Annotated in this window: 15 protein-coding genes; 3 read left to right on the top strand and 12 right to left on the bottom strand. The window is 57.1% G+C overall.

Going from position 1 to position 16587, the window contains the following annotated elements:
* Nucleotides 1–6 precede the first annotated feature (6 nt).
* Genes tolR through IIA05_05510 form a run of 8 tightly spaced genes read right to left on the bottom strand, consistent with a single transcriptional unit; the run spans nucleotide 7 to nucleotide 5091 of the window.
* Nucleotides 7–456, bottom strand: a complete 450-nt coding sequence (tolR, locus tag IIA05_05545) for a protein TolR (protein MCH9026565.1) — start codon at nucleotides 454–456, stop codon at nucleotides 7–9.
* Nucleotides 457–458: 2 nt separating this feature from the next.
* The gene (gene tolQ / locus IIA05_05540; GenBank protein ID MCH9026564.1) at nucleotides 459–1148 is read right to left on the bottom strand and encodes a protein TolQ; all 690 of its coding nucleotides are present in this window, start codon (nucleotides 1146–1148) and stop codon (nucleotides 459–461) included.
* On the bottom strand, nucleotides 1149–1544 hold the full coding sequence (gene ybgC, locus IIA05_05535; GenBank protein MCH9026563.1) for a tol-pal system-associated acyl-CoA thioesterase: 396 nt from the start codon (nucleotides 1542–1544) through the stop codon (nucleotides 1149–1151).
* Nucleotides 1545–1603: 59 nt separating this feature from the next.
* On the bottom strand, nucleotides 1604–2647 hold the full coding sequence (ruvB, locus tag IIA05_05530) for a Holliday junction branch migration DNA helicase RuvB (protein MCH9026562.1): 1044 nt from the start codon (nucleotides 2645–2647) through the stop codon (nucleotides 1604–1606).
* 4 nt (nucleotides 2648–2651) lie between these two features.
* On the bottom strand, nucleotides 2652–3242 hold the full coding sequence (gene ruvA, locus IIA05_05525) for a Holliday junction branch migration protein RuvA (protein MCH9026561.1): 591 nt from the start codon (nucleotides 3240–3242) through the stop codon (nucleotides 2652–2654).
* Nucleotides 3239–3751, bottom strand: a complete 513-nt coding sequence (ruvC, locus tag IIA05_05520) for a crossover junction endodeoxyribonuclease RuvC (GenBank protein ID MCH9026560.1) — start codon at nucleotides 3749–3751, stop codon at nucleotides 3239–3241. The genes ruvA and ruvC overlap by 4 nt, the downstream gene beginning before the upstream one ends.
* A 31-nt stretch (nucleotides 3752–3782) precedes the next feature.
* A complete protein-coding gene (locus tag IIA05_05515) occupies nucleotides 3783–4526 on the bottom strand; it encodes a YebC/PmpR family DNA-binding transcriptional regulator (GenBank protein ID MCH9026559.1) in 744 nt (247 codons plus the stop codon).
* Nucleotides 4527–4533: 7 nt separating this feature from the next.
* A complete protein-coding gene (locus IIA05_05510) occupies nucleotides 4534–5091 on the bottom strand; it encodes a hypothetical protein (protein MCH9026558.1) in 558 nt (185 codons plus the stop codon).
* Nucleotides 5092–5189: 98 nt separating this feature from the next.
* Between IIA05_05510 and IIA05_05505 the strand changes: the two genes are divergently transcribed.
* Entirely contained in the window at nucleotides 5190–7310 is a 2121-nt protein-coding gene (locus IIA05_05505; GenBank protein ID MCH9026557.1) for a bifunctional (p)ppGpp synthetase/guanosine-3',5'-bis(diphosphate) 3'-pyrophosphohydrolase, read from the top strand.
* Here the strand turns inward: IIA05_05505 and lpdA are convergent.
* The 4 genes from lpdA to IIA05_05485 form a co-directional block, all read right to left on the bottom strand.
* Complete coding sequence (gene lpdA / locus IIA05_05500; protein MCH9026556.1) at nucleotides 7307–8734, bottom strand: dihydrolipoyl dehydrogenase; 1428 nt, start codon at nucleotides 8732–8734, stop codon at nucleotides 7307–7309. The genes IIA05_05505 and lpdA overlap by 4 nt on opposite strands.
* A 9-nt stretch (nucleotides 8735–8743) precedes the next feature.
* Nucleotides 8744–9961, bottom strand: a complete 1218-nt coding sequence (gene odhB, locus IIA05_05495) for a 2-oxoglutarate dehydrogenase complex dihydrolipoyllysine-residue succinyltransferase (protein MCH9026555.1) — start codon at nucleotides 9959–9961, stop codon at nucleotides 8744–8746.
* Nucleotides 9954–12836 carry a 2-oxoglutarate dehydrogenase E1 component gene (locus IIA05_05490; GenBank protein ID MCH9026554.1) on the bottom strand — a complete coding sequence of 961 codons (2883 nt, stop codon included), beginning with the start codon at nucleotides 12834–12836 and terminating at the stop codon, nucleotides 9954–9956. Before IIA05_05490 ends, odhB begins: the two co-directional genes overlap by 8 nt.
* A gap of 135 nt (nucleotides 12837–12971) precedes the next feature.
* Nucleotides 12972–13487, bottom strand: coding sequence for a hypothetical protein (locus tag IIA05_05485; protein MCH9026553.1), 516 nt, complete (start codon nucleotides 13485–13487; stop codon nucleotides 12972–12974).
* A gap of 355 nt (nucleotides 13488–13842) precedes the next feature.
* On the opposite strand from IIA05_05485, the gene IIA05_05480 reads away from it, so the two are divergent.
* The gene (locus IIA05_05480; GenBank protein MCH9026552.1) at nucleotides 13843–14421 is read left to right on the top strand and encodes an outer membrane beta-barrel protein; all 579 of its coding nucleotides are present in this window, start codon (nucleotides 13843–13845) and stop codon (nucleotides 14419–14421) included.
* A 147-nt stretch (nucleotides 14422–14568) separates the two neighbouring features.
* On the top strand, nucleotides 14569–16536 hold the full coding sequence (locus tag IIA05_05475) for an oligopeptide transporter, OPT family (protein MCH9026551.1): 1968 nt from the start codon (nucleotides 14569–14571) through the stop codon (nucleotides 16534–16536).
* Nucleotides 16537–16587 lie beyond the last annotated feature (51 nt).

The raw sequence follows: 16587 nt of genomic DNA, 5'->3' as shown, positions 1-16587 counted from the left end.
AGCCGGTCACTCTCTCCTGACCGGGAGCTGTTCCAGTGGATCGGTGACAAAGCCGACTTTTTTCGCGCCGGCCTGCTGCAACAGCACCATGGCGGTCACCACCCGCCCAAAAGCCACCGTCTCATCGGCACGTACCAGAACAGGCGTTTCCGGCTCACGGCGCAGAACTGCCAGCGTTCGTGCGACCACCGTCACCTCGTCAATGGCCTGTTCTTCGTTCTTGCCTATATTCAAAAAGAGATCGCCACCGGCATTGATGCTCAGAATCAATGGTTGATGATCGCGCAACAGGTCGTCGTCCAGCGGCTCGGCCGCGGCATCGGGCAATTCCACTTCTATTCCCTGCGTCAGCAATGGCGCAGTCACCATGAATATGATCAGCAACACCAGCATGACATCGATATAGGGGACCACATTTATCTCGCCCATCAATTTTAATTGCTTGTTCCTTGCCATGATCAGCTCCCGGGTTTGCTGCGCGGCGCATGGCGTTGCAGGATCGATACGAACTCCTCGGCAAAAGTGTCGTAGCGGTTTTCGAGACGCGTTACCTGGTCTGCATACCGGTTATAGGCAATCACCGCGGGGATCGCGGCAAACAGACCCATGGCCGTCGCAACCAGTGCCTCCGCAATGCCGGGTGCAACCATGGCCAGCGTCGCATGCTGCACTTTACCCAGTTGGGTGAATGTGTTCATGATCCCCCACACGGTTCCGAACAAGCCGACATACGGGCTTGTCGAGCCGATCGTGGCAAGCGTGGCCAGATTGCGTTCGAGGCGGTCGACCTCGCGCATCTGCGAGACCCGCATCGCCCTTTGGCTGCCATCCATCATCTTGGCCTGGTCGATTCCCGGTTCAGAGCGCAGGCGAACAAATTCGCGGAAACCGCCCTCGAAAATGCTTTCCATGCCCGTCGCCGCCTGGGTCCTCTTGTTGATCTCCTGATACATGGCGGTCAGATCGCCGCCGGACCAGAATTGTTGCTCAAAGGCATCGGCCCCGCTGATCGCCTGGTTGAGCACCCGGCGTTTTTTCAGGATGATCGCCCATGACGCCACCGACGCGAGCACCAGCAACAGCAGTACCAGCTGTACGATAACGCTGGCCTCGAGTATCAAAACCAGAAATGATAAATCGCCGCTCATTCAGTTGCTCTCCTTGCTGACCCGCATGATGGCCGGTAGCGATCGTGGCTTGAAACTATCCGCATAAACGCAGGCCGCCCGAATACGGCCGCTGCATAACAATTCGCCGTCTGCACCGTTCCGGCGGACCTGTTGCTCGAAAACCAGGGTGCTGCGGCCAAGTTCGGGCAGCGCTGAACTGACCCATAACTCGTCATCCAGTCGCGCCGGTTGGTGATAGCTGATGTCTGCATTGACCACGACGAACGCAAGATTCTCCCCGGACTTCTGGTCGCCGTGGCGTATACCCATGGCACGCAAATGGTCGGTCCTCGCACGCTCCATGAATTTCAGGTAATTCGCGTAATAAACAACCCCCGCGGCGTCTGTATCTTCGTAATAAACGCGAACTCGAATGGAGAAAGGTCTTGCCGTTTCTGATTGCTCAGCAGAGTCCGCCTTCATTCCGGGTTCCTTTATTTGTCGTCGAACAAGGGCAGCCGATCCGTGCGCTCTTTGGCCGGTGGCTCCAGACCGAAATGGCGGTAGGCATTAGCGCTCGCCATTCGCCCGCGCGATGTACGGATCAGGAAGCCTTGCTGAATAAGAAAAGGCTCAAGTACCTCCTCAATGGTACCCCTTTCCTCGCTCAGGGCAGCCGACAGGCTGTCAATTCCTACCGGGCCGCCATCAAATTTTTCGATAATCGTCAGCAGCAGCTTGCGGTCCTGCAGATCGAATCCTTCCTGATCCACCGCCAGTAAATCCATCGCCGCAATTGAAACATCCGCCGTGACCACGCCATCGGCTTCGACCTCGGCATAGTCCCGAACCCGTCGCAGCAGGCGATTGGCGATTCTGGGCGTACCCCGGGACCGCGATGCAATCTGCATTGCACCCCGTTCCTCGATTTTCAGATTCAAAATGCCAGCTGAGCGGCGCACGATAAAAGCCAATTCATCGGTGCTGTAAAATTCCAGCCGCTGGACGATGCCGAATCGATCCCTTAACGGCGAGGTCAGCAGCCCCGCCCTGGTCGTCGCACCGACCAGTGTGAATGGCGGCAGATCGAGCTTGATCGAACGGGCCGACGGGCCTTCGCCGATCATGATATCGAGCTGGAAATCCTCCAAAGCCGGGTACAGTATCTCCTCGACGATCGGGCTCAGCCGGTGAATCTCGTCGATGAACAAAACGTCATGGGGCTCCAGATTGGTGAGCAAAGCGGCCAGATCTCCAGGGCGCTCCAGAACCGGGCCCGAGGTATGGCGTAGATTGACGTTGAGTTCATTGGCGATGACATGCGCCAAGGTTGTCTTGCCCAGGCCAGGGGGGCCGAATATCAGTACGTGATCCATGGCTTGCTCGCGATTGCGGGCAGCCCGGATAAATATATCCATCTGCTTTTTGACGATAGCCTGACCGACGAAGTCTTTGAGCAGGCGGGGACGAATGGCTCGGTCAAAAGCCTCGTCTTCGGGATTGCCACCGGTACTGATGAGTCTGTCTTGTTCCAGCATAAGTTTATCGCGCAGCCTGTTTCAGAACCTGCCGAATCAGTTCCTCGGTATTCATGTCCGCAGCATCGACACTGGCTATCATACGAGTGACCTCGGCGGGTTTGTATCCCAGCGCGACCAGCGCACCAAATGCCTCGTCGGCAGGTTCCGTAGTTCCCGAGCCGGATTTGCCCGCACCGGGAATATGGCCAAGATCACGCAAGCGGTCGCGCATTTCCATCACCAGTCGTTCCGCGGTCTTTTTGCCGACCCCCGGAATCTTGACCAGCGAGGTTATGTCCTGTTCCTCGACACAACGGACGAAGCCATCGACGCTGCTACCCGACAGTATCGCCAAAGCCAGTCGCGCCCCAACGCCGGAGATCTTCAGTAAGCTCCGAAACAGGCTGCGTTCGGCATCGCTGGCAAAACCGAACAGAACATGAGCATCTTCCCGCACCAGGAGATGCGTTTTCAAGGCGACTTCCAAACCGACTTCGGGTAATTCGTACAAAGTCGACAACGGCACCTCTATTTCGTAGCCGATACCGGCGACATCCACCAACAGCAGCGGCGGTTTTTTCTCGACCAGGCGGCCACGAATAAACCCGATCATGCCTGCACCTGCGCCGCAGCGCGGTGAATCGCGCTGTCCCTGACGTTGGCGTGGCAAAGCGCCACGGCCAGTGCATCGGCGGCATCGCTCTGGATCGGGCCCTTGAGTTTTAACAACACCTTGACCATGTGCTCGACCTGGACCTTTTCCGCCTTGCCTGTGCCGACGACCGATCGCTTGATCTGCCTGGGCGCATATTCGAAAATCGGCAGGTCAAGCGCAAATGTCGCGCACATTGCCGCTGCTCTCGCCTGCCCCAGTTTTAACGCCGTGGCTGCATTCTTGCTGAGGAAAACGCTTTCGATTGCCACCTCATCCGGTTGATGTTCCCGGCTGACCTCGCCAACCTGCTGATAGATTTCCCGCAGGCGACCGGCAAAATCGCCGGACGGCGTCCGGATGCACCCGGATGCAACGTAGCTGTACCGGGGGCCATCGGCAACGATCAGGCCAAACCCGGTCACCCGTGAACCGGGGTCAATGCCCAGTATGCGAACACCGCCGCTCATTGCGAATATTTCGACCGTTGCAATTCCATGGTCATAAGCTCGCCAGGATTTCTTCCGAAATGTCTGCGTTGGAGTAAACGTTCTGGACGTCGTCCAGGTCCTCGAGCGCTTCCAGCAACTTGATCATCTGCGCGGCATCTTTTTCGCCCAGTTCGGCGGAGGTGCTGGCCCAGTGCGTAATTTCGGACGATTCCGCTTCAAGACCGGCCGCCGCCAATGCGTTCCTGATCGCCTCGAATTCCTGCGGGTCGGTGATCACATCGAACGAAGAATCATCATTGCCGATGACATCCTCGGCGCCCGCCTCGAGCGCGACTTCCATGACACGATCTTCATCCGCGCCTCCGGCCAGGCTGATCTGGCCCACATGATTAAACAGGTAGGCGACCGATCCATCCGCTCCGAGGTTGCCTCCGTACTTGGCAAAGGCATGCCGAACCTCGGCTACCGTTCGGTTTCGATTGTCGGTCAGGCAATCCACCATCACCGCGACCCCGCCCGGGCCATACCCTTCATAACGAATTTCCTCGTAATCGACGCCCTCTGTGTCACCCGACCCTCTCTTGACCGCCCTTTCGATATTGTCTTTTGGCATGCTTTGGCCCCTGGCTTTGTCAATCGCCGTGCGCAGCCTGGGATTGGCATCCGGGTCAGGCCCGCCCATCCGTGCCGCTATGGTGATTTCACGGATCAGCTTGGTAAACAGCTTGCCGCGTTTTTTGTCCTGGGCGCCCTTGCGATGCTGAATATTTGCCCACTTGCTGTGACCTGCCATGGCGGGCCTAGAACCTCATCTTCAGGCCAAGATTGAGGCCGGTATCGAAATTCACGCTCGGGCCCAAATCATAGCCGACATGGACATTTCGAATACCCAGGAAAAGCTCGGCATCATCGATCACCGAGTAGTACAGGCGGAACTCTATTTCCCGGTAGGTCTCGTTGTCCCCGAAAGTCAGGATATCGGGTGCGAAATACAAATGCCCGTATAAGGTGAACCGGTTCGAGTTTGGCAAGGTATAGGAAATGAAACCTCCCGGCGCCAATGCGCCGCCGTCGAGATTAAGATTGTCTGAATCGGTATACACAAGTTTTCCGCCCAGACCTGCTTCGACCGGGCTCTGACCACTGCTGGCAAATCCCGTCACGTTCACCCCCAGGCTGATCACATCCCCCTGGTCCTGGTGATGCAGCCAGGAAACATCCATCGCCAGGCGTTGCTGACCCAGGTACCAGCCAAACCCGAATTTGGCGGCGTCGTCATTCGCACTGATTTCGAGGCTCTCTGGATGACTGACCAAAGGCAGCAGCAATAAACCCATAAACAACAGAAAAACCCGCATGCAGAACCCCCTGACGGTAAGCTATGATGAAGTCGCATATGATACCGGTATTCCCCTGGTCGAACACCAAAAAAGTACGCGCTGGAACGACTCGAAAAATGCCCGAAAAAAACCCGGAATCTTTTGCCGGCACGATGGTCTGGCTGACCGGCAAACTGGCCGCCAAAGGCGAGACAGGCCGATGCTGCCTGGTCCGGGCTGCCGCGGTTGCGGATACCGTGACAAAGCTCGGCGCCGACCAGGCGATAATCAGCGCCGCCGCCCTTTTCCCGGCCCTAACGTCCGGCTGCCTGTCGCATGACCAGGTTGAAGCGCAATTTGGCTTATCCGTTGCCAGACTGACAGACCAGCTCGTTAAACTGGATCGCACCCGTATCCCGGGCGATATCCCGGAACATGGCGGGCTGGGCGGCGACCAGGCCGAGGCGCTCAGAAAAATGTTACTGACCGTCGTTAGCGACGTCCGGCTGGTGCTGGTTCGCCTGGCAGACCAGCTCTATCGCATGCGCTCCCTGAAGACATCGCCGGTCGCCGAGCAACGCCGTGCGGCAACCGAAACGCGGATCGTTTTCGCCCCTTTGGCCAACCGGCTGGGTATCTGGCAGCTGAAGTGGGAACTTGAGGATCTGGCGTTTCGCTACCTGGAACCCGAGCACTATCGCCGGATCGCTCGTGACCTTAGGGAAAAGCGCGAAGACCGCGAGACTTATATCGGACGTGTACAGACTTCGCTGCACAAAGAACTGGCAAAAGCAGGAGTCAGCGCAAAAATCAGTGGCCGGCCAAAGCACATCTACAGCATCTGGCGGAAAATGCAGCGCAACAACCTTGCCTTCGAGCAGGTGCTGGATATCCGGGCCATCCGCATCATGGTTGGCAGCGTTGCCGACTGTTACGCCGCATTGGGCGTCGTGCACGGCACCTGGCCGTATATTCAGGGCGAATTTGACGATTACATCGCAACGCCAAAAGAAAACCTGTATCGGTCACTGCATACAGCGGTCATCGGTCCACACGGCAAAGCGCTGGAAATCCAGATTCGAACCGCGGAAATGCATCAGCATGCCGAACTCGGGGTGGCGGCGCATTGGCAATACAAGGAACGTGGCAAACGCGACAGCGCTTTCGCTCAGAAAGTCGTCTGGCTGCGCCGTTTGCTGGAGCCGGTTGAAAACGACGTCAGCGACGAGGATTTTCTGAGCCGTGTCCAGAGCGAAATATTCGAAGACCGAATCTACGCCATCAGTCCACGCGGCGATGTCGTCGATCTGCCCATGGGCGGTACGCCGCTGGATTTCGCCTACCACATACACACCGATATCGGACACTGCTGCCGGGGCGCGAAGGTCAACGGGCGGATGGTTCCGTTAACCTACAAACTGGCCAATGGCCAACAGGTCGAGATATTGACCGGCAAGGAACCCAGGCCCAGCCGGGACTGGCTGATTCCCCAACTCGGGTTTCTGGCTTCGTCGCGCGCCCGGATCAAGGTTCGCAGCTGGTTCAGGCGACAGGACCAGGAACAGAACCAGCGACAGGGCCGTGTCATGCTGGAGCGGGAACTCTCGAGGTTGGGCTACAAGAAATTCGAGCATGAAAAACTGGCCCGGTTGTTGCATTTTGGCACGCCGGACGAGATGTACATTGCACTGGGCAACGGTGAAATAACCGTTATGGCCGTTGCCAGTGCGATCCAGAGATCCGAGAAACCGGCACAAAAATTCGCGCTGCAAGCGCGCAAAGCCCAGCCTGGCTCTCGTTTGGGCAAAGGAAAAGTGCGCGTTGAGGGAGTTGGCGACCTGATGACAGGATTCGCCCGCTGTTGTCAGCCGGTACCCCCGGAGCAAATTCGTGGCTACCTGACCCAGGGACGAGGCGTCACCGTGCATCGGGACAACTGCGGCAATCTCCTGCGGTTAATGGCGAGGCGGCCCGAGCGAGTCCTCGACGTTTCCTGGGCCAGCACCCAGGAAGATCTATATCCGGCCAGCATCAGCGTTAAAGCTTATGACCGGTCGGGACTGGTCAAGGATGTGACAACCTTGCTGGCCGACGAAAAAATCCGCATTTTCAGGCTGGACACTTCGACCGATGCCATACACAACACCGCCGAGATTCGATTGGGAATAGAAGTCAGCGGCCTGGATAAACTCAGCCGTGTTTTACATCGCCTGACATCCCTGGCCAACGTCCTTAGTGCAAAAAGAGACGCGCCTTAATTGTTGATTGCATGGATCGCCCGATTGTCCACTGCCAGGGCCGCTTCGTGCAGCGCCTCGGACAGGGTCGGATGAGCATGGATGGTCCGTTGCAGATCTTCGGCGCTGGCTGAAAATTCCATCGCCAGCACTGCCTCTGCGATCAGCTCCCCGGCCATCGGCCCGGCGATATGAACACCGAGTATTTCGTCGTCATCCTCGGCGGCAATAATTTTCACCAAACCGGCGGCCATCTCCATCGCTTTTGCCCGGCCGTTGGCAGCGAATGAAAAAACACCCACCTTGTAGGCTCGCCCGCTTTTCTTGATTTCTTCCTCATTCTGGCCAACCCAGGCGATTTCCGGTGCGGTATATATGATCGACGGGATCGTATTGTAATTGACTACGCTGATTTCGCCGGCGATCAGGTCGACGACCATGATGCCCTCTTCCGACCCTTTGTGGGCGAGCATCGGGCCACGAACCAGGTCGCCGATCGCCCAGACATTGGCAACCCCCGTGCGACATTCCTCATCGACTTCGACGAAGCCGCGTGAGTCGGTTGTTACGCCACAATCTTTCTCAAACAAGTCCCCGCTGTTGGGCCGACGACCGACGCAAACGATTACCTTGTCCACTTCGACGCCTTGTTCGCCCTTGCTATCGGCATACTTGAGCTTGATTCCCGACTTGCTCCTGGTGGCGCCGCTGACCTTTGCTCCCAGGCGAATATCCAGCCCCTGACGTTTGAACTGGCGCTGCGTGTCCCTGGCGATCTGCCGGTCTATCATAAACAGGAAATCGTCCATCGCCTCCAGGACGACGACCTTCGCTCCCAGGCGTTGCCAGACGCTGCCAAGTTCCAGCCCGATCACGCCTCCGCCGATGACTGCCAGCCGTTTTGGCACCGCGTCAAACTCGAGCGCGCCCCAGGAATCGACGGTGGTCTTACCATCGAAAGGCACTTGCTCGAGTTCCATCGGCAGCGAGCCCGAGGCCAGAATCACGTTTTTGCCGCGCAGGATTTCCGCCTTATCAGTATGCGGCGTGAACTCTACTTTGCGATCCTTGAGCAAGCGTCCACGACCTTGCAATGCCGTGACCTTGTTCGCCTCGAATAACGCGGCGATGCCGCCGGTCAGTTGTTTTACGATACCGGCCTTGCGCTTCTGCATCTTTGCCAAATCAACCGTGACCGGACCGGTATCGATGCCGTGCGCCGCAAACTCATGTTTTGCCCGGTGCACCAACTCGGATGACTCCAGCAAGGCCTTGGACGGGATGCAGCCGGCGTTCAGGCAGGTGCCGCCATAGGACAAGCTGCCATCGTGGTTCTTCCAGTCGTCTATACAGGCAACGGACATGCCAAGCTGAGCTGCGCGTATGGCAGCTACATAGCCGGCCGGACCGGCGCCTATAACGACGACATCAAACTGTTTACTCATGAGTCTTCCCTAAATCTGCAGCATTAATCTGGCCGGGTCTTCCAGCGTTTCCTTGATGCTGACCAAAAATTGGACCGCTTCCCGGCCATCAATAATCCGGTGGTCATAGGTCAGGGCTATATACATCATCGCTCGCACGACGATTTCACCGTCAACCACGACCGGCCGCTCCTCGATCGCATGCATGCCAAGAATGGCGCTTTGCGGCATATTGAGAATCGGCGTCGACATCAGCGAACCAAACACACCGCCATTGGTGATCGTAAACGTGCCGCCGGTCAGCTCCTCGAGAGTTATGCTGCCACCTTTCGCGCGATCGGCAAAACCCGCTATCGCCTTTTCGATGCCCGCGTAACTGAGCGAGTCCACATCGCGCAGGATCGGCACCATCAAGCCACGATCGGTCGAGACCGCAACGCCGATGTCATAGTAGTCGTGGTAAATGATGTCGCTGCCTTCAACCGAGGCATTGACAGACGGAAACTTCTGCAACGCTTCGACAGACGCTTTGGCGAAAAAAGACATGAACCCCAGTCGCACGCCATATTTTTTCTCAAATTTACCCTGGTATTTTTTTCGCAACTCGATCACGGCGCTCAGATCGACTTCGTTGAACGAAGTCAGCATCGCAGCCGTATTTTGCGCCTCGACCATTCGGTCGGCGATACGCGAGCGCAGCCGTGTCATCGGCACGCGACGATCCTGTCGGGGTCTCGTTAGTCCAGCCGTTGCGGCCGTGGCGGCGGGCTGTTTATCCGCAGGCACGGGTCTGCTATCAGCAAATTTCATCACATCGGACTTGCTGATCCGCCCGCCGCGACCGCTACCCGCAATATCACCCGGATCTATTCCGTACTCTTCGAGCAGGCGCCTGACGGATGGACTGAGTTTGTGCGCTGATTTTTGTTGTTGTTCTGACTTGACCGGTCCGCTGGCTTTTTCAGGGGCGGGGCTTTCGATCTCGGACGCCACTTTTTCACCGGCAACCGCACCCTCTTCGATGATCGCAAGCAACTCACCGCTGTTAACCGTCGCGCCGTCTTCTTTGAAGATCTCTTTCAATACACCCGCGACTGGCGCGGGCACCTCGAGAACCACTTTGTCAGTTTCCAGATCGACCAGGTTTTCGTCACGCTGCACCGCATCGCCTGGTTTCTTGTGCCAGTTCACCAGGGTCGCATCGGCGATCGATTCGGGTAGCTGGGGAACTTTGACTTCTTTAATCATGTTTTTTTCTGGCCGTCCTCGGTTTTTTACGGGTTCGTTTTGCTGATTTGGCGGTGGCATGATTGTCAACCAGCATCAGGGCGTCGGCAATCAGCGCCCGCTGCTGTTTTACGTGCAGGGCAAATATACCCGATGCCGGGGCCGCCGACGCGTTTGGCCCGGCATACGACAGTACTTGTGTGCCGCCATCGAGTGGTTCGAGCATACGATGCCTGATTTGATACCAGGCGCCCTGGTTTTTTGGCTCTTCCTGGCACCAGACTATGTCCCTGGCCTTCGGCCAGGCAGCGATAGCCGCCGCGTACTGTGCCACCGGGAACGGATAAAGCTGCTCGATGCGTACGATTGCCACGTTTTCCACGTGCCGGTCGTTGCGCGCATCGATGAGATCGTAATAAACCTTGCCGCTGCAGAAAACGACCCGCTCGACCGCATCTGGCCTGAGCGAATATGCATCATCGATTACCGTCTGAAAACTTCCGCTGGACAAATCTTCGATCGTCGAAACCGACAACTTGTGCCGCAACAGGCTTTTCGGAGTCATGACGATCAGCGGAACGCGCTGCGGATTGATCATTTGCCTTCTCAGCATATGAAACATTTGTGCCGGATTGGATGGCACGCACACCTGCATATTGCGCTCCGCACAAAGTTGCAGGAACCGCTCGAGCCGCGCGGATGAATGCTCCGGTCCCTGGCCTTCATAACCATGTGGAAGGAACAGAGTCAGCCCGCACAGGCGGCCCCATTTCGCCTCGCCGGAGCAGATGAACTGATCGATAACCACCTGTGCGCCATTGGCAAAGTCACCAAACTGCCCTTCCCAGATGACCAGCGCATTGGGCTCGGTCGTCGCAAAGCCATACTCGAAGCCCATGACCGCTTCTTCCGACAGCAAGGAATCGGTGATCGTGAACCTGCCCTGCCTGGCCGACAGGTTTTCCAGCGGCACAAAGCTTTCCTGGTCCGTTTGATTGTGCAGCACCGCGTGGCGGTGGAAGAAAGTCCCGCGCGCGCTGTCCTGGCCAGTCAGCCTGACTTCATAGCCTTCATCGAGCAGGCTCGCATAAGCAATGGTTTCCGCGAAGCCCCAGTCGATCGGCAGTTCGCCGGCCGCCATTTTCCCGCGGCTGTCCAGGATCCGCTGTACCCTGGGGTGGACGGTAAAATGCGCGGGAAGATCGAGTAGCCGGGCCGAATATTTTTGCAACCGCCGTTTGCTGACAGCCGTTTTTGCTGTTGGCGAGGTGGCGCCATTTCGATACCGGCTCCAGTCAACGATGAACTCGTTGTCAACCAGGGCCAACAGTCTTCGCGGCAGCGGGTGGCCTTCTTCGAGGTCTTGCCGGTACCGCTCGATCATTCGATCGGCTTCAGCTTTGGTCAGCACCGACTCGCGAACCAGGCGGTCCGCGTACAATTCTCTTGTGGTCCGGTGTTTTCTGATCGCCGCATACATTTGCGGCTGGGTTGCGGCCGGCTCATCCGCTTCGTTATGCCCCAGGCGGCGATAGCAGACCAGGTCGATAACGACGTCCTTGCCGAATTCCTGCCGGTAACACAGCGCCAGCCGGGTCACCAGAATCACCGCTTCGGGGTCGTCGGCGTTGACGTGGAAAACCGGCGCCTCGATCATTTTCGCGACATCGCTGCAATAAAGCGTCGAGCGGGCGTCCGCCGGATTGCTGATCGTGAAACCAATCTGGTTGTTGCACACGATATGCACGGTTCCACCCACCGCGAATCCCCGCGCCTGGGACATTTGCAAGGTCTCCATCACGACGCCCTGGCCGGCGAAGGCCGCATCACCATGTATCAGTACCGGTACGACTCGTTGATGGTCTCCATCCCCACGACGTTGCTGTCTGGCTCTGACCGAGCCGACGACGACCGGGTTAACGATCTCCAGGTGCGAGGGGTTGAATGCCAGCGCGATATGTACATCGCCGCCCGGCGTGTGCATATCGGCTGAGAATCCCTTGTGATATTTAACGTCGCCGGAGCCTTTTAGCTGCACCAGGTCATACTCGCCTGCGAATTCCGAAAACAGTTCGGCCGGCGCCTTGCCGAGGATGTTGACCAGTACGTTGATCCGGCCGCGGTGGGCCATGCCGATGACAAACTCCTTGACGCCGGTCGTACCGCCTTGCTGTATCAAGTCCTCGAGCAGCAAGATCATGCTTTCACCGCCTTCCAGCGAAAACCGCTTCTGGCCGACGAACCGTGTATGCAGGTAGCGCTCCATGCCTTCGGCCGCAGTCAGCTGATACAAGGCGTCACGTTTTTCATCGCGGCTCAGTTCTTGGCCAACCACCGCCAATTCGTATTCCTTCTGCAGCCAGAGCCGTTCAGCCGACCGCGACACATGGGCAAACTCGACGCCTATCTTGCCGCAATAGACTTTCTGCAACAGATCGATAATGTCTCTCAACGCCATTGGGCCGGAAACCGAGGCCAGGCCTTCGGGCTGGAAAACCCGGTCCAGATCGACTTCTCCAAGGCCAAAATATTCGAGCTTGAGAACCTTTGGGGTCGGCCGCTGCAGCAAACCCAGCGGATCGAGATCGGCGACCAGGTGCCCGCGGGCTGCGTAAACCTGAATTAGCCGGGATACCAGGCCCTGACGTGTCTCCGACATGGCAAGCGGCTGGGTGAGTTGGGATATCCGCGTTGCGGATGCCTGTCGTGCCAGTTCTTTTTCGATCGGCCGCCGCGGTATCTGCCCGTTTTCGTCAAACTGATCGAACCATTCGGCCCAATGGCCGGGCACCGAGGAACGATCCGCGAGGAACTGCTCGAACAGGCCTTCGACCAGTGGCGCATTACCCCCGGACAGGGGCGTAGTCTGGTATTTTTTTTCCAGCTCGCTGGTCATTTTTCTTCGTCTAAGTCGTTGCTTGTACGGGTAAACGGGCTCGCTTGAGCGAGCCGCGCATTCTATCGCAAGCGTGAAAAATAAGAAACGAATGCCAGCCCGGAAACTCTCGGCAAAGACTGCGTCAGCGAGCGATCAAATGAACCTGTAGAGAACGACCTGGTAGCCGATCAGGGCCAAATACGCAAAGAAGAAAATGCGCAGGATATTTTGCACGCTGATCACGCGAAAAAGCCGGAATGAGGCATGCATAACCATCAGGATGAGACCCAGACCCGTCAGCGCCATTTTGGTTGCTCCAAAAAGAAACACGTCTTTTTCGATCAGGTGCGCCATAAAAATATTGGCTTCGTGAGCCCCAATCCTCAGGAGATTCAAGGTCATGATTGCATCGGCCGTGCACAGCGCCAGTATTCCCAGGGTCAGGTAGAGCAATTCGGAGTCCAGCCAGTCCGTTTGACCACTGAAACTGTCTGCATCGCGCCGATGAAATCTCCGCCTTGGGCGGACGCCGCCATAACACAATGACCACCAGGTTTTTTTCCGGCGATCCTGCATAAAACGACGGTCGCTTGCCGCACAGGCCGGTGGGCGGTCGCCCGAATCAAGAACCGCCGCGCGAGTATCCGGATTGCCAGGTGAATTAGACATAATTTCTACTTTCGTTATTCTCTTGTGCCACTCATTGTGTTTAATGCAAAATCCGCGCCGCAATTGGTGTGAGCGAGCAATATCAAGCATTTAGGTCCGTTCGTCACACATGCGCTGGACCAATGTGTAAATCTGGTCGACGGGATATCTCACAAAATCGATTCAGCTTAGGTTCAGGCGCAGCCAATTAGGCTGCGCCGGTTTCCGAACTTTAGACAAGCTCCGGAATCGAAAGTATCGCGAACCAGAGACTTTGATATAGAATATACCTATTTGGTAATTGTAACATATATTTGGGCTCAGGTTTCACAAGGACGATTATTACATTCGCAAAAAGCGAAAAGGATGACGAGTTATGAAAATTATCAAGGCAATGATTGGATATGGCGCGATCGTGGTGCTGGCGCTAGCTCCGACCGCGGTTTTGGCGGATTCGCCAGATTACACCTATATCGAAGGAGGCTATATCAATGCAGACTTTGATGGTGGCGGAGATGCTGATGGCTTTGGTATTAGCGGTTCGGCCGAAGTTGGCGAAAATATTTTCATGTTTGCCGGTTATTCAAGCATCGGCGATGCTGGCGTGGACCTCAACAGTTTCGACGTCGGTATCGGCTATAAGAGCGCCATTTCAGACACCACCGATGTCAATGTGAGTATCGCATATGTCAGTGCGGAAATAGACTTGGGGTTTTTTGGCAGTAATCGTGAAGACGGTTATGCCCTGGATGTCTCATTGCGCAGCATGGTGAGCAACGAGTTCGAGCTCAATGGTGGGATTACTTATGTCGATCTGGGCGGGGGTGCTGACGATACCGCTTTTAATGTCGGCGGCGTGTATTCCTTCAACGACAGCTTTGCGGTTACCGGTGGTATCAGTTTCAGCAATGACGTTACGACGTTCGGGATTGGCGGCAGGTTTTATGTGGAGTAATTCCACTGCCGAAAAAAAGCAAAACAGTAAAGCCCCTCTGGCGAGGGGCTTTTTTTATACCTATCAGCAAAGAGGCGCTATCTGGTCTGGGAGTCCGCAGCCAATTAGGTTAGTCTCGGCGCTTCTTCCCGTACCCCGGAGACGCGATTGAGCAAGCATCCAGGTTTGCCGGACGCAGCACACCGACCGTTGCAAGACGGTGAAATCTATCAACCCTATGTTTCAGCCGCGGAATCGCCGGCGGAATTCACGACGAAAGCGGTGCTGTTCGGTATTCTGTTTGGGGTGATTTTTGGCGCCGCCAACGCCTACCTCGGCCTGCGTGCCGGTCTGACCATTTCCACATCGATACCGGTTGCCGTGATGACGGTCGCCGCGTTCCAGGCACTCAAAGGTTTTGGTGTTCAGTCTCATATCCTGGAAGCCAATATGTCGCAAACCATCGGCTCGGCTTCGAGTTCGGTGGCCAGCGGCGTCATTTTTACCTTGCCAGCGCTGTTCCTCTGGGACGTCGCGCCAGGCCTGTTGCAGATGACTTTGCTGGCGATGGCGGGTGGCCTGATCGGCGTTCTGTTCATGATTCCGCTCAGGCGTTTCCTGATCGAACGCGAGCACGGTCACCTGCCCTACCCCGAAGGCACCGCCTGCGCCCATGTCCTGGTCGCCAGCGAAGTCGGCGGCAGCCATGCGCGCCAGGTTTTCTGGGGCCTGGGTATTGGCGCCGCTTTCAAGGCGTTGACCTCATGGGCCAAGGTTCTGCCGGCAGAGTTCCACACCAATATCCCCTTTCTGAAAAAAGGCGCCATCGGTATGGATCTGTCAGCCGCCCTGTTTGGGGTCGGCTATATTCTTGGCCCACGCATCGCAACCATCATGGTCGGTGGCGGGCTGTTGTCAGCACTGCTCATTATCCCGGCGATTGCGATCTGGGGAGATGCACGGACGATTCCATTTTTCCCCGAGACCGAGTTGCTGATTCGCGACATGTCTCCGTCCCTGATCTGGACGCGCTATGTCCGCTACATAGGCGCGGGTGCGGTTGCCACCGCGGGCATTATCACGCTGGCAAGGAGTGTGCCGGTCATGCTGCAAAGCTTCCGCATCGCCGCCAGCCAACTATCCGAGCGCGCGGTCCCCGGCTCTTCCATGCAGGCAACTACGCCAAGAACCTCGCATGACCTGCCGCTAAAAGTTGTGGGTATCGGCATATTGCTGGTCGTCACGGTCCTCGCGCTGGTACCGGCACCGTTTGGCGCCCTGGAAAGCACGCTGCAACGGGTTATGGCCGCAATCCTGGTGGTCATTTTCTCGTTCTTTTTCGTCACCGTCGCCTCGCGCATCGTCGGCCTGGTCGGCGTGACCTCAAACCCGACCAGCGGGATGACGATCGCCTCTTTGCTGGGGACGGCGGGCGTATTCCTGGTCATGGGCTGGACCGATATGACCGGCAAGGCCGCCGCATTGACGGTCGGTTGCGTGGTTGCGATTGCGGCGTCTATTGCCGGCGACACCTCCCAGGATCTGAAGACCGGTTTTTTGCTGGGAGCGACGCCAAGGCGCCAGCAGATCGGCGAACTGGTCGGCGTTCTAACCTCCGCTACCTTCGTGTGCCTTTCCGTGTTGCTGCTGGCCGAGACCTTTGGTTTTGGCGGCCAGGAGCTGCCGGCGCCACAGGCGACCCTGATGAAACTGGTCATCGACGGCGTTCTCGATCAATCGCTGCCGTGGGGTCTGGTCGCGATCGGTGGTCTGATCGCCATTAGCTGCGAACTTTTCAAAATCCCCTCCTTACCGTTTGCCGTCGGCGTTTATTTGCCGGTTGCGACGATGACACCGGTGTTTCTCGGCGGCGCCATCCGCTGGTTTTTCGCCCGTCGCGCGAAGAACAAGGAACAGGAAATCGAACGCCGCGACCGTGGCGTATTGCTGGGTTCGGGTTTTGTCGGTGGCGAAGGACTGCTCGGCGTCGCGATTGCCGGTGTAGCGTTCGTACAAAGCAAAAAACCCGATGGCTTCGGCACCGGCTGGCTGGGTCCCGACTGGATGGTCCAGATCGGTGGCTTGATCGGTTTTATCTTACTGGTAAGCTGGTTTGTCCGGCGGGTCAAGAGTTGACAAAGGGTACCTTGAGACCCCGACGGAGTAGTGTGCTTCTTCCGCAGCGAC

The organism is Pseudomonadota bacterium (genome assembly GCA_022572885.1).
Lineage (GTDB): Bacteria > Pseudomonadota > Gammaproteobacteria > Steroidobacterales > MnTg04 > MnTg04.
This window is presented reverse-complemented; position numbering and strand designations above follow the sequence as displayed.

What these genes read in the sequence shown, in the direction of transcription:
- tolR (MCH9026565.1), bottom strand. Translation starts at nt 456, where the DNA reads ATGGCAAGGAACAAGCAATTAAAATTGATGGGCGAGATAAATGTGGTC.
- tolQ (MCH9026564.1), bottom strand. Translation starts at nt 1,148, where the DNA reads ATGAGCGGCGATTTATCATTTCTGGTTTTGATACTCGAGGCCAGCGTT.
- ruvB (MCH9026562.1), bottom strand. Translation starts at nt 2,647, where the DNA reads ATGCTGGAACAAGACAGACTCATCAGTACCGGTGGCAATCCCGAAGAC.
- ruvA (MCH9026561.1), bottom strand. Translation starts at nt 3,242, where the DNA reads ATGATCGGGTTTATTCGTGGCCGCCTGGTCGAGAAAAAACCGCCGCTG.
- ruvC (MCH9026560.1), bottom strand. Translation starts at nt 3,751, where the DNA reads ATGAGCGGCGGTGTTCGCATACTGGGCATTGACCCCGGTTCACGGGTG.
- IIA05_05515 (MCH9026559.1), bottom strand. Translation starts at nt 4,526, where the DNA reads ATGGCAGGTCACAGCAAGTGGGCAAATATTCAGCATCGCAAGGGCGCC.
- IIA05_05510 (MCH9026558.1), bottom strand. Translation starts at nt 5,091, where the DNA reads ATGCGGGTTTTTCTGTTGTTTATGGGTTTATTGCTGCTGCCTTTGGTC.
- IIA05_05505 (MCH9026557.1), top strand. Translation starts at nt 5,190, where the DNA reads ATGCCCGAAAAAAACCCGGAATCTTTTGCCGGCACGATGGTCTGGCTG.
- lpdA (MCH9026556.1), bottom strand. Translation starts at nt 8,734, where the DNA reads ATGAGTAAACAGTTTGATGTCGTCGTTATAGGCGCCGGTCCGGCCGGC.
- odhB (MCH9026555.1), bottom strand. Translation starts at nt 9,961, where the DNA reads ATGATTAAAGAAGTCAAAGTTCCCCAGCTACCCGAATCGATCGCCGAT.
- IIA05_05490 (MCH9026554.1), bottom strand. Translation starts at nt 12,836, where the DNA reads ATGACCAGCGAGCTGGAAAAAAAATACCAGACTACGCCCCTGTCCGGG.
- IIA05_05485 (MCH9026553.1), bottom strand. Translation starts at nt 13,487, where the DNA reads ATGTCTAATTCACCTGGCAATCCGGATACTCGCGCGGCGGTTCTTGAT.
- IIA05_05480 (MCH9026552.1), top strand. Translation starts at nt 13,843, where the DNA reads ATGAAAATTATCAAGGCAATGATTGGATATGGCGCGATCGTGGTGCTG.